Origin of the sequence: Nocardioides bizhenqiangii (assembly GCF_034661235.1) — a bacterium.
GTDB classification, from domain to species: Bacteria; Actinomycetota; Actinomycetes; order Propionibacteriales; family Nocardioidaceae; genus Nocardioides; species Nocardioides bizhenqiangii.
Genome location: NZ_CP141059.1, coordinates 4,063,501 through 4,076,414 on the forward strand (window position 1 = coordinate 4,063,501; position 12,914 = coordinate 4,076,414).

Sequence of the window (12,914 nt, forward strand, 5' to 3'; positions counted from 1 at the left end):
TCCGGGGAATCGGGGTCAGACTACGGAGTCCCGACTCCAGGTCCCGGGCTACTGCCCGAAGCGTGGTCGCGCCCGCCTCTCGAGCGCACCATCGACCGGATCCTACCCGCTGGTAACCTCTGCGGCGGAGTGAGGATCGCCTCACTCCCCGACGCGGTCGGCGGGTCTACGGCTTGACGCGCAGCACCTTCCCGGCCCGGTCGAAGACGACGGTGACCATCACCCGAGGGTCGTCGGCAGTCCTGGCGCACACCCCGAAGGTCTGGCCGAGGCGGCGGAACGGCTGGCCCACCCTGCGCATCACCTGGGTGGTGGTCAGGCCCGGGACGACCAGCCGCTGGACGGTGGCGACCGTCTTGCGCAGCTCCGGGTTGCGGCACGAGTCGGGTGCGATGCCGGCGGCCCGCTCCCACATCTGCAGGTAGGCCTCGGTGCCGCGTGCCATGTCGTCCTTGATCAGGCCGCCGTCGCCGTCGTGCTGGGAGTCGGCGACCATCCCCAGGTCCTCGACCCAGTCGGGATAGAGGCCGTACTGCGCGACCCCGTCCACGTTGATGTCCCAGACCCGCTCGCCCGCCCGCTGCTTGTCGATCTCCACGCCGCCGAGACCGATGAAGGGATAGGTGACTGGGTTGGGCACGTCCGCGCCGCGGGGGTCACCCTGCGCGCCGAGGCCGTTGATGTCGGCACCGAAGCCGATACCCCAGTAGTAGCGGGGATCGGCCCACTCGAGGTGGGCCCGCCACTTGTCGACGAAGCCGCTCGAGTCGCCGGCGTACGGCGTGATGAACCCGCCGGCCTGGTAGATCCGCGGGTAGGTGTCCGGCGTCGACCAGGAGTGGCTGGAGATTACGCCCGGGTAGTCGAGCTCCTCGATCAGGTCCATCGAGGCCTGTCGCGCCTTCACGCTCATGTGGTCGGGGTCGAAGATCATCTGCCGCTTGGCGAGGCCGCGGATCAGGTGCGCCCCGAGGTCGGTCAGGCCCCGCTTGTTGCAGTGGGCCGGCGGGCCGTAGACCGGCAGCGCGGGCAGCTGCACCGCACCTCCGAAGAGGTCCACGATCGCGCCGAAGATCGCGTCCTGCTCCGGCATCGTCGGCAGCAGGGTCTGGTTCTTGTCGTGGCTCACGCCGTCCGCGGGCTCGCAGTGCTCCATCTGCCAGAACGTCGCCGTCTCGAGGAAGTTGGCCGAGTTGACGAACAGGCCGACCTCACCCTCGTCGCCCGCGACACCGGACAACGCGTTGTCGAACTTGTTGACCAGCTCCATCTGGCGCACGCCGAGCGCGCGCATCTCGTCGAGGTTGGCGTCGATCTCGGCCTCGTCACAGGCAGGCTGGTCCTTGCCGAGCACGATCTTGACCGTGCACCCGAACGGGATGCTGGTCTCGATCCCCATCACCACGGCCATCTTCCCGGCGTTGATGACCTGCCGGGCCTCGAACGGCGTGCGGACGATCCGGTAGAACCCCTTCCCGGGGCCACCGAACTGGGCGTCGACGTAGTCCTGGAACTCGTACATGTCGGCCGCCTGCAAGCGGATCGAGTCCATGTCGTCGCACGAGTTCCGCTTCAGCGGGTAGAGCTCGCACATCTTGTTGTTCTCGACCAGCAGGTTGACGAAGAGCCGTTGCCCGCCGCGCCAGGCGCGCTCGATCCACCGGAAGTAGGTGCCTTCGTGGGTCAGCGAGTTGGGGGCCGGCCAGTCCTTGAACGTCGGCCAGCCGACCGGGTCGTGCGACGTCTCGCCCGACAGGAAGGACTCGAGGATCGCTCCGTTGCCCTGGGTCAGGGAGTGGTCGGGGCAGTCGACGAGGGCGTACGGCGCGCCGTACGAGTGCCACGGCCGCCCGCAGTGCACCTGGCCGCCCAGGAACTCGAAGGCCATGCCGTGGCTGTGGGCGTCGACGTACCCGCGGACCTCCTGGTAGGACGTCACGCCCCCGTGCGGGTCACCGCTGACGTTGACCTCGGCCTCCGGGTACGCAGCACAGTCGTCGGTCGCCAGCCGCAGCCGGTAGGCGGTCACCACGTCGCCGCCGACCAGGTCGTCACCCGACGCACTCAGCCGGTCGCCGTTGAGGGCGCGGAACGTGAACCGCCCGGTGTTGCCCCGCAGCACCGTCCAGTCTGCCGCCGGGCTCGGCTCGGCGGCGAGCTCGATGGTGCCGCCGTTGCTGGCGAGCACGCCGGCGCTCGTGTGCAGCAGGTAGCCGCCGAGCCGGGTCGCCTTGAAGAACAGCGGCGTGGCCTCGATCGCCGGCACCTCGGCCAGCGAGACGGAGGTGCCCTTCGCGACGAGGTAGGCCCCGGACGGCGCCTGCAGCGTGTAGCACGCGCCGGCCATCTCGTAGCGGGTCGCCGGTTCGTCGGCGTGCGCCGGCTCTGCCGGCACCGGGACCAGCCGCGGGTCGGGCAGCGCCCGCTCGCGCTCGACGTACGCCGCCGAGGCGAGCCGCTGCTCGGCCGTCGTCGGGTCGACCGTCCCCTCCTCGAAGCCGGCGCGGGAGATGGCGTTCTTGGTGCGCGGGTCGTCGTGGCGGTGCGGCGCGGCGCCCGGCGGGTCGACGTGGGACAGGCCCCCGTCGCGCGCGTCGCGCTCGGACGCCGCGGCCAGGTCGCCCAAGCGGCCGGAGCCGAACCCGGGAACCGAGATCGCCGTGGCTACGACTGCCGCTGCGGCCACCGCCGCGAGTCCGACCCGCACCGACTGGTTGCGTTCCACGCCGACCACCTTGCTGTTGCCCGTCCGACAGCAGTCGCGGTGACCGCCGCCACACCCTCAACGAGAGACATGGTTCGAAGCGACGGTCAGCGGGTCAAGCGACCCGGCTAAATTCCGGGTCCGGGGGAACGACGAAGGCCGCCCCCCTCGCGGGGAGCGGCCGTCGTCGTGTCGGAGCAGACCTACCTCAGAGGATGGCCTTCTTGACCTGCGTCCGGGCGACGCCGAGGTCGATGACCGCACCGGTGCCGTCGAGCAGGGTGAGCTGCAGGGCGATCACCTGGATGCCGCCACGGACCATGGTCGTGACGTTCTCCTCGATCTTCACCACGCCCGGGATCTCCAGGACGCCGGTCGGCGGGATCGTCTGCGGCTCCCCGTCAGCGGTGATCGTCAGGGTGTGCGTGCCGTTGGTGTTGCGGATCAGCGTGCCGGGCTTCCGGATCACGTTGGCTCGAGCCTTGATGCCCTCGATGACGAGCGCACCGCCGCCCAGGTTGACCTCGGCGATCGAGGCCTCGGTCCAGGCGCGGGCCCGGCGACGACCGAACTGCGTGCCGAAGACCTTCGCGTTCGCCGCGCCGACCGTGAGCGCGGACGGGATGTTGAGGTCCACCGTGCGGGTGGTCTTCACCTGGCCGTTGGTGCCCTCACACGGGAGCGGGCGGGTGGGCGTGCGGCCGAGGGTGACGATCGAGTCGTCCCCGGGGTCGAGGATCTTGCCCTTGAACCCGGCGGCGTAGCCGCTCATGATCGAGTTGACGACGTCCCGCGTCATCCGCGACCGCGAGAGCGCGACCTTGACCTTCGTGTGCGTCGCCAGGATCTCGATGAGGAGCGCCTGCGCACGGGCGAAGATGAATCCCGGCTTCTTGACGACCTTGCTCTCACCGATGGTGATGCGGAGCACGCCGGGGATCTCGACCGGCTGGCCCGGGGTCGGGATGGAGATGACCTCCGGGTCGCCGCCCGGTGGAGTCAGCACGATGCCGGCGACCTCGCTGTTGACCTGCGAGCGGAACCGGGTGCCGTCGTGCCACACCCGGGCGATGGACGACACGGCGCCGAGGGACAGGCTTCCGAGCGCGGTCTCGACAAGGGTGATGCCCGCGAGCGAGTGCCGCGAGACCGCCGTGACCGTCTTGCCCTTCTTGATCGTTGCGACCTTGGTCTCGACCGCGTCGACGGTGCCGAGACCCGGGAGCTCGACGCCCGTGACCCCGTTGGACCGGTCGAGACCGGCCAGCGTGGTGCAGGTGATGTGTGCGAAGCCGGTCGCACCGGACGCGAGCGGGATGTCTCCACCCTTGATCGCGGTGCCGTAGCCCATCGCGTGCAGGCCGAAGTTCGTCGGGCGCGGCGCTGCCGCAGTCGCAGCCGCGGGCACCACCGGTGCCGCGTGGGCCGGTCCGCCCGGGAGGAGGAATACGCCGCTCATCAGCGCGAGCAGCGCACCTCGAAGGGCAAGTTTTCGCATGGGTCAAGACTCCTTAGAAGAATGCAGAGACACGACAGGGGCCGCGAGCCCGGCCGTCGCGTGGGGATCGTAACGTCTGGAGCAGTCACGTGTTCCAATATTGGATAACGCGCGAGTACGGGTTAGGAAACGCCTGACTTCATCACAAAACCGGCATGATGATGCGGTGCCTCGCCGAAACCGCCTGATTTGCGCCGGTGCGGTCGCTTTCTCCCTCATCGCGACCAGCTGCGGAAACCTCGACGGAGACGCGGAAGACGGCCCTTCGACACCCCCGCCGAGCGGAACGGCCGTCCTCGAGACCCCCGGCACCGAGACGCCCGGCGACGTCGCCGACGCGGTCAACGAGACGCGCGAGGACTCGGTCTACCCCGAGGTCGGCGACCCGCTGGTCGACGCGCTGCACTACGAGCTGTCCCTCGCCTGGACACCCCAGTCCGACACCCTCCGCGCGACGGAACGGCTGACCTTCCGGGCGACCGCCGCGGCCGACGACGTACAGCTCGACTTCGACGACTTGCTCACGATCGAGACCCTCACGATCGACGGGGAGGAAGCCGACCACACCCGCGAGGACAAGGACCTCCTGATCGACCACGCGGTCGAGGCGGACCAGGAGTACGTCCTCGAGATGACCTACTCGGGCACCCCGGAGCCCTACGACGCGCCCACGCAGCGGTCCGACTTCCGGCTCGGCGTGGGGTGGCACGTCACCCCGGAGCACGAGGTGTGGACCATCCAGGAGCCCTACGGCGCGTTCACCTGGTACGCCGTCAACGACCAGCCGGCCGACAAGGCCTACTACGACTTCACCCTCACCGTGCCCGAGCCGTGGACCGGCGTCGCGAACGGCGAGCTCACCGACACCACCGTCGAGGACGGGCAGCGCACCACGACGTGGCACCTGGCCGAGCCGGCGTCGTCGTACCTCGTGACCGCGGCGTTCGCCGACTACACGCCGACCGAGCTGCGGTCCGACCGCGGCGTGCCGATCACGATCTGGGGACCGACGGACCGACCGGAGGCCCTCGGCGAGACGGAGTACGCCGGCGAGGCGATGGACTGGCTCGAGCAGTACCTCGGGCCCTACCCGTTCGACACCTTCGGCATCCTCATCTACGACGGCGAGAGCGGCATGGAGACGCAGACCACGGTCACGCTCGGCGCGACGCCGTACACCACCTCGCGCGAGGTCGTGGTGCACGAGCTCGCGCACCACTGGTACGGCGACACGGTCACCCCCGCCGACTGGAGCGACGTCTGGATGAACGAGGGCATGGCGATGTACCTCCAGGGCATGTGGGAGGCCGAGGACGAGGGCATCACCATCGACGAGAAGATGGACGACTGGGCATCGTTCGAAGACGAGATGCGCGAGTACTCCGGTCCCCCGGCCGCCTACGACCCCACCAACTTCGGCGACGGCAACATCTACTTCGGACCGGCGCTGATGTGGCACGAGCTCCGGCAGCAGATCGGCGACGACGCGTTCTTCGCGTTGGTGCGCGACTGGCCGGCCGACCAGGAGAACGACACCGCAGACCGGGAGGAGTACCTCTCCTGGATCGAGGACGAGACCGGCGAGGAGCTGTCCGCGTTCTTCGACGACTGGCTGCTGGGCGAGACCACCCCGCCCCGCGACTGAGCGCTCGAGTAGCGGGGAAACTAGAACACGTTCTACACTCCGGGGATGCGCATGCTCCCCGCGCGGGTCGTCGCTGCCGCCGCTGCGCTCGCGCTCCTGTCGGGACCGATGACCCCGACGGTCGCCGCCGAGCCCACGCCGCCGCCGATCCCGGCGCTGCCCGGGCTGCCGATCCCGTCGCTGCCGACGGACCTGCTCGTGCCCAGGTTCATCGGCGCCGAGGCCCCCTCGCGGCCGCTGCCCGCGCCGCCGGTGCCGCAGCACCCCTACCTGTCGCCGAACGGCACGAGCAGCATGCACAACGACGCCTACAGCACCGACGCGTACGACGTCAGCGGGCCGGTCGGGCGCAACCTCAGGGTCCGGTCGCGGAGCTACGGCATCCGCGAGTGCGCCACCATCGCGTTCGACTCCCGCGACCGGCTGGTCGGACTCTGCGGCGGTCTCGAGGGCTTCACGATGACGGTCATCGACCCGGTGACCCTCAACGTGGTCGACGAGCTGAGGATCTCCGCCCGCGACCTCGCCAGCGGAGCCAACCCGCTGACCGACATCTGCGGCGGCACCTACTTCTTCCTCGACCCCCACGACCACGCGTTCGCGACGACCACCGATTCGGGCATCGCCGAGGTCGAGGTCGCCGCGGACGGCACCCTGACCCGGGTGCGGGACTGGCCGATGGCGTCGTACCTCTCCGAGGACGACTGCCTGGTCGCGACCGGCGTCGACTGGTCCGGGCGGCTGTGGTGGTTCAGCCAGCAGGGCGTGGTCGGCACCCTCGACCGCGCCAGCGGCCAGGTGCACACCGTCGCGTTGCCGGCCGGCGAGGGGATCTTCAACTCGATCTCCAGCGACGAGACCGGCGGCATGTACCTGGTCACCACCCACGCGACGTACCGGCTCGACGCCGCCGCCACCGGCGCTCCCGAGGTGAGCTGGCGGATCCCCTACGACCGCGGCACGAAGGTCAAGCCGGGCATGCTCTCCCAGGGTTCCGGTACCTCCCCGACCCTGATCGGCCGTCGGTGGATCGCGATCGCCGACAACGCCGAGCCGCGCAGCAATGTCATCGTCTACGACCGCCGGCTCGGCGTGACCGACCGGCGGCACTGCCAGGTCCCCGTGCTCGCCAACGGCGCCAGCACGACCGAGAACAGTCTGGTGGCGGCGGGCAAGTCGCTGATCATCGAGAACAACTACGGCTACAGCGGCGTCCAGGCGACGCTGCTCGGCAGGTCGACGACACCCGGCATGGCGCGGGTGATGATCGATCCCGACGGCTGCCACGTCGCCTGGACCAACAGCGAGGTGATCGCACCGACCTCGGTCGCGAAGGCGTCGCTCGGCAACGGACTGGTCTACGCCTACACCAAGCCGGTCCGCAAGGACCTGATCGATGCCTGGTACGTCACCGCGATCGACATCCGCACTGGAAAGGTGGCGTGGAGCCGGCTGACCGGCACCGGCATCCAGTGGAACAACCACTACGCCGCGATCTACCTCGGCCCCGACGGCACGCTGTACGTCGCCACCGTCGCCGGGCTGGTGCGGCTGGCGGACGGCTGAGAGCGCCGGAGACCGTCCGAGGAACGAGGACGGTCTCCGATCAGGCGCGAAGGTCGAGTAGCACCACGGCTGAGCCTGCGAAGCCGTGACGGGCGTATCGAGACCCAGCGAGACGATAGACCTCCGCGACCACGGACGGTCACCGCGTCTCGATACGCCCTCGCCTAGCGGCTCGGGCTACTCGACGAGCGTGGCTGGGCGAGGAACGGCCCCGAGGCCGACCGACTCGAAGACGCAGCCGACGCCGACTTCGATGATGTCCGCGTAGACCTGCGGATCGATGGCGCCAGTCCCACCGCTGTCGACGAAGTCCAGGTCGTCGTCGATCAGGCCTTGCTCCTGCAGGCCGTCGACGCCCGACCGGCGCACCAGCGTGCGCGCCGTGCACTCGGCGGCGACCACATCGAGGTCGGCGTCGGCGTCGAGCGCGGCTGCGATGTTGGCGGCCGCGATCCGCTGGGCGCGGGTCAGCCCGTCCTCGTGAGCGGGTTCCGAGCTGGTGGCGCCACCGGCTCCTCGTCCGGTGCCGCCGGCGTCGTCACTGCGGAGCGTCAGCACGCCGTGGACCGCGCCGGCCCCGAGCAGCGACACCAGCCCGACCGCGATCGCGGCCACCCGTCGGGTGGGCACGGACGACGACGAGACGGTCGGCGGCTCGACGCTGTCGTCGGGCTCGACGGAAGCCGGTGCGGGGATGGTCGCCAGCACCCGCCGCAGGTCGTCCCGCAGCGCCGCGGCCGAGGGGTGCCGCTCACCCGGGTGCTTGGCCATCGCGCTCCGCAGGACCCGGTTGACCTCCCGCTCGAACGGGCCGGCCGCCGCGACCTGCGGGACCGGAGCGGACACGTGGGCCGTGACGAGCTGGTAGTCCGTCGTACCGATGTACGGCGCGCTGCCCACGAGCGCCGCCCAGAGCAGGCAGCCGACCGAGTAGATGTCGGTGGGCGGGCCCGGCCTCCCGCCCGTGTGCAGCTCCGGCGCCATGTAGGCGGGCGTCCCGACCGCCGCGCCCTGCGTCGTCAACGGCGGGCTGAGCCCAGTGTCACCGTCGACCCGGCGCGCGATACCGAAGTCCGCAAGGTACGCCGTCACGTCCTCGCCGCGGTGCCGCAGCAGCACGTTGGAGGGCTTGATGTCGCGGTGCACGAGGCCGGTCGCGTGGGCGTCGGCGAGACCGGCAGCGACCTGGGCGATCAGCTCGAGCGCGACCCGCGGGGGTGGCGCGCCCTGCGCGCGGACCATCGCGCCGAGATCGCCGTCCGGGATCAGCTGAGACGCGATGTAGAGAGATCCGTCGGCCTCGCCGTGCGCGAAGACCTGCACCACGTGCGGCGAGTCGAGCGACGCCTGGGCCTGCGCCTCCCGGGTGAACCGGGCGCGGAACGCCGGGTCGCCCGCCACGTGCGGCGAGATCACCTTGAGCGCGACCCGGCGCTGCAGCGCGGTGTCGACGGCCTCGAAGACGACGCCCATGCCACCCGTGCCGAGCTGACGGACGATCTCGAAGGGCCCGATCCGCTCACCTGGTGCCGGGAAACCCTCCGCGGGTCCGGTCGGCGTGGTCACGCACCGTTCCTACTCCTCCGAGCACAGGCGAGCCAGCGGTCCTCCACAGAACGGGGCGCACATGCCGATGGTCGAGTAGGGAGCGTGCGACAAGTCAGAAGAGCAACGCCGTGGCCGGGTCTGCCACGATCCCGGCGACGTCGGCGAGGAACTGCGACCCGGTCGCGCCGTCGATGTGCCGGTGGTCGAAGGACAGCGCCAACGTCGTCACCTGCCGGGGCACCACCTGGTCACCCACCACCCACGGCTTGGGCTTGATCGCGCCCATGCAGAGGATCGCGGACTCGCCGGGGTTGATGATCGGCGTCCCGGCGTCCACGCCGAAGACGCCGACATTGGTGATGGTGAAGGTGCCGCCGGCCATGTCCGCCGGCTGGGTCCGTCCTTCGCGCGCCGTCGCCGTGAGCTCCTCGAGCGCGCGCGCCAGGTCGACCAGGTCGAGGGCGTCGGCGTCCTTGACGTTGGGTACGACGAGACCGCGCGGCGTGGCGGCCGCGATGCCGAGGTTGACGTAGTGCTTGACCACGACCTCGCCGGCTGCCTCGTCCCAGGTGGAGTTGATCATCGGCGTCCGCCGCATGGCCAGCATCACCGCGCGCGCGAACACCAGCAGCGGCGAGACCTTCACGCCCTTGAACTCGCGCCGCTCCTTGAGCCGTGCGACGAGGTCGAGTGTCGCCGTCGCGTCGATGGTGACCCACTCGGTGACGTGCGGGGCGGTGAACGCCGAGTCCGTCATTGCCGACGCCATCATCTTCCGCACGCCCTTGATCGGCTCGCGCGTCTCGCGCTCGCCGCCCCCGGTGGTCGAGGAGGCCATCGGCCGGCGGGTGGACACAGCGTCTCCCGGTGGTGGCGTCTCGAGACCCGGCGACCCGGCCGCCTGCTCGACGTCCGACCGCGTGATCGTGCCGTCCCGCCCGGTGCCGGTCAGCGCCCGCAGGTCGACGCCGAGGTCCTTCGCCAGCTTGCGTACCGGCGGCTTCGCCAGCACCTGGACGTCGCCGGCGGCAGCGCCGGCCGGGGCCGGCGCCGGCTCTGCCGGAGGCGCCACGGGCTCGCCCGCTGCACCTGCCTGGTCCTCCGCGTCGTGCATGACGGCGGAGACGAGGTGCTCCACCTTGCCCTGCTGGTCGGTGACGCCCTGGTTGAAGACGTCGTGCACGCCCGCCCGCGCGAACCGCTCCCCCGCCGCGTCGACGAGGGGCCGTCGGGCCCGGCGCTGAGGGCCGCGGTCGGCCTTCATCCGGCCGACCAGGGACTCACCCTCGCCACCACCGCTCGCCGCCGGGTTGGAGAGGTCGATCGCGCTCGCACCGCCGTCCGCCGGGCCGGACCTGGCAGCCGCCGGGTCCGGCGCACCGATCGCGATGATCGGCGTCCCGACGGGCACCGTCTCGCCCTCGGCGACCAGGATCGCGGTGACCTCGCCGGCGTAGGGCGACGGGAGCTCGACCAGCGACTTCGCGGTCTCGATCTCGACGACGACGTCGTTGATGGCGACCTGGTCGCCGACCTTGACCTTCCAGGTCACGATCTCGGCCTCGGTGAGGCCCTCGCCGACGTCGGGAAGGAGGTATTCGGGCACGGTCAGATCTCCAGACTGCGGTCGACGGCATCGAGGACTCGGTCGAGGTCGGGGAGCCACTCCTCCTCGAGACGAGACGCAGGGTACGGCGTGTCGAAGCCACCGACCCGGAGCACCGGCGCCTCCAGGGAGTAGAAGCACTCCTCGGTGATCCGAGCGGCAAGCTCGGCACCGAGCCCGAGGTTCGTGTGCGCCTCGTGGACGACGACCGCGCGGCCGGTGCGGCGTACGGACTCGTAGACCGGCACCATGTCGAGCGGCGACAGCGTGCGGAGGTCGATCACCTCGAGCGACCTGCCTTCGCCGGCGGCCGCCTCGGCCGCGTGCAGGCAGGTCTTGACGGTCGGACCGTAGGCGAGCAGCGTCGCGTCGCTGCCGGGGCGGAGGACGCGCGAGGTGAAGAGCGGAGGCGGGTCGACGGTGTCGTCGAGCTCCGCCTTGTCGGCGTGGTACTGCCGCTTCGGCTCGAGGAAGATGACCGGGTCGTCGTGGGCGATCGCCTGCTGGATCATCCAGTAGCCGTCGACCGGGTTGGAGCAGGCGACGACCTTGAGTCCCGGCGTGTGGGCGAACTGCGCCTCCGGCGACTCGGAGTGGTGCTCGACGGCGCCGATGCCGCCGCCGAACGGGATCCGGATGACCATCGGCATCTTGACCCGGCCCTGGCTGCGGAAGTGCATCTTGGCGACCTGGCAGACGATCTGGTCGTAGGCGGGGTAGACGAAGCCGTCGAACTGGATCTCCACGACCGGACGGTAGCCGCGCATCGCGAGACCGACGGCGGTGCCGACGATCCCCGACTCCGCGAGCGGCGAGTCGATGACCCGGTCCTCGCCGAAGTCCTTCTGCAGTCCGTCGGTGATCCGGAAGACGCCGCCGAGCTTGCCGACGTCCTCACCCATCAGCAAGACCTTGTCGTCCGCCTCCATTGCCTTACGCAGGCCGCGGTTGAGCCCCTGCGCAAGCGTGATCTTGGACATCAGTGCGCCCCCTCGAACGTCTCGAGGTAGGCCGCGAAGCCCTCCCTCTGTGCAACCAGCTCGGGCGGGGTCTCGGCATAGACCCGGTCGAAGATGTCGAGCGGCTTGGGATCCGGCATCGCCTTGCAGCCCTCGCGCAGCGTGTGACCGAGCTCGTCGCCCTCCGCGACGAGGTCGCTGAAGAACGCCTCGTCGGCGAGGCCGTTGCGCTTGAGGTAGACCTCCAAGCGGGTGATCGGGTCCTTGAGCTTCCAGCTCTCGACGTCGGCGCTGAGCCGGTAGCGGGTCGGGTCGTCGGTCGTCGTGTGCGCGCCCATCCGGTAGGTGTAGGCCTCGACGAGGGTGGGGCCCTGGCCGTCGCGGGCGCGCTGGAGAGCGGCCTTGGTGACGGCGTACGTCGCGAGCACGTCGTTGCCGTCGACCCGCAGGCCGGGGAAGCCGAAGCCGAGTGCCCGCTGGTAGAGCGGGATCCGGCTCTGCCGCTCGATCGGCTCGGAGATCGCCCACTGGTTGTTCTGGCAGAAGAAGACGACCGGCGCGTTGTAGGAGGCCGCGAAGATGAACGCCTCGTTGACGTCGCCCTGCGAGGACGCGCCGTCACCGAAGTGGGCGAGCACGGCGCTGTCCCGCTCGGGGTCGCCGGTGCCGACCACCCCGTCCCGCTGCATCCCCATCGCGTAGCCGGTGGCGTGGAGGGTCTGCGCACCGATCACGATCGTATAGAGGTTGAAGTTGTAGTCCGACGGGTTCCAGTCACCGTGGTCGACGCCACGGAACAGGCCGAGCAGCTTCAACGGGTCGAGCCCGCGACACCAGGCGACACCGTGCTCGCGGTAGGTCGGGAAGACGAAGTCATTGGGCCGCAGCGCGCGTCCGGCACCGATCTGCGCTGCCTCCTGGCCCAGGAGCTGTGCCCAGATGCCGAGCTCGCCGTGCCGCTGGAGCGCGGTGGCCTCGACGTCGATCCGGCGTACGAGCACCATGTCGCGGTAGAGGTCGCGCAGCTCCTCCGCGGAGAACTCCATGTCGAACTCGGGGTGGCGGACCCGCTCTCCCTCGGGAGTCAGCAGCTGGATCAGGTCGGGGCCGCCGTCTGCGTGCGAGGGGCCGAACACTTCAGCAAGGTCGGGCCCGAAGTCGGGCTGCACGACACCGGGGTCGCTCATCGGGGATCTCCTTGTCGCCGGGCCGCAGGGTCGCCGCGGGCATCGGGTCGTCGGGTCGGTGGGGACGCGGGCGCTGCAGGGGTGGCGCAACGTGATCCGGACCACACGGGGTTGAGGAAAACGTAGCGCCCGGACGCCTGTGCACCAATCCGAGAGGCAGTATGACGGTGCGGAACCCCGCTGCGCGGGGTTCCGCGCTTC

At 70.4% G+C, this 12,914-nt stretch carries 8 protein-coding genes; 2 read left to right on the top strand and 6 right to left on the bottom strand.

The genetic code is table 11. The features are described 5' to 3' along the window. Positions 1-166: 166 nt before the first annotated feature. Complete coding sequence (locus SHK19_RS19815; protein ID WP_322937243.1) at positions 167-2,725, bottom strand: hypothetical protein; 2,559 nt, start codon at positions 2,723-2,725, stop codon at positions 167-169. Positions 2,726-2,912: 187 nt separating this feature from the next. Next, the gene (locus SHK19_RS19820; RefSeq protein WP_322937244.1) at positions 2,913-4,202 is read right to left on the bottom strand and encodes a choice-of-anchor P family protein; all 1,290 of its coding nucleotides are present in this window, start codon (positions 4,200-4,202) and stop codon (positions 2,913-2,915) included. Between the two features lie 166 nt (positions 4,203-4,368). On the opposite strand from SHK19_RS19820, the gene SHK19_RS19825 reads away from it, so the two are divergent. Continuing rightward, positions 4,369-5,847, top strand: coding sequence for a M1 family metallopeptidase (locus SHK19_RS19825; protein ID WP_322937245.1), 1,479 nt, complete (start codon positions 4,369-4,371; stop codon positions 5,845-5,847). A 45-nt stretch (positions 5,848-5,892) separates the two neighbouring features. Then, positions 5,893-7,413, top strand: a complete 1,521-nt coding sequence (locus SHK19_RS19830) for a hypothetical protein (protein ID WP_322937246.1) — start codon at positions 5,893-5,895, stop codon at positions 7,411-7,413. Between the two features lie 177 nt (positions 7,414-7,590). Here SHK19_RS19830 and SHK19_RS19835 read toward each other — a convergent pair whose 3' ends face one another. The 4 genes from SHK19_RS19835 to pdhA form a co-directional block, all read right to left on the bottom strand. Further along, the gene (locus tag SHK19_RS19835) at positions 7,591-8,979 is read right to left on the bottom strand and encodes a serine/threonine-protein kinase (RefSeq protein ID WP_322937247.1); all 1,389 of its coding nucleotides are present in this window, start codon (positions 8,977-8,979) and stop codon (positions 7,591-7,593) included. A 94-nt stretch (positions 8,980-9,073) separates the two neighbouring features. Beyond that, a complete protein-coding gene (locus SHK19_RS19840) occupies positions 9,074-10,567 on the bottom strand; it encodes a dihydrolipoamide acetyltransferase family protein (protein WP_322937248.1) in 1,494 nt (497 codons plus the stop codon). A 2-nt stretch (positions 10,568-10,569) separates the two neighbouring features. After that, entirely contained in the window at positions 10,570-11,547 is a 978-nt protein-coding gene (locus tag SHK19_RS19845) for an alpha-ketoacid dehydrogenase subunit beta (protein ID WP_322937249.1), read from the bottom strand. Further along, positions 11,547-12,713 (bottom strand): pyruvate dehydrogenase (acetyl-transferring) E1 component subunit alpha, encoded by a 1,167-nt coding sequence (pdhA, locus tag SHK19_RS19850; RefSeq protein WP_322454677.1) that lies wholly within the window; start codon positions 12,711-12,713, stop codon positions 11,547-11,549. Before pdhA ends, SHK19_RS19845 begins: the two co-directional genes overlap by 1 nt. Positions 12,714-12,914: the final 201 nt, after the last annotated feature.

What these genes read in the sequence shown, in the direction of transcription:
- pdhA (WP_322454677.1), bottom strand. Translation starts at nt 12,713, where the DNA reads ATGAGCGACCCCGGTGTCGTGCAGCCCGACTTCGGGCCCGACCTTGCT.
- SHK19_RS19820 (WP_322937244.1), bottom strand. Translation starts at nt 4,202, where the DNA reads ATGCGAAAACTTGCCCTTCGAGGTGCGCTGCTCGCGCTGATGAGCGGC.
- SHK19_RS19845 (WP_322937249.1), bottom strand. Translation starts at nt 11,547, where the DNA reads ATGTCCAAGATCACGCTTGCGCAGGGGCTCAACCGCGGCCTGCGTAAG.
- SHK19_RS19830 (WP_322937246.1), top strand. Translation starts at nt 5,893, where the DNA reads ATGCGCATGCTCCCCGCGCGGGTCGTCGCTGCCGCCGCTGCGCTCGCG.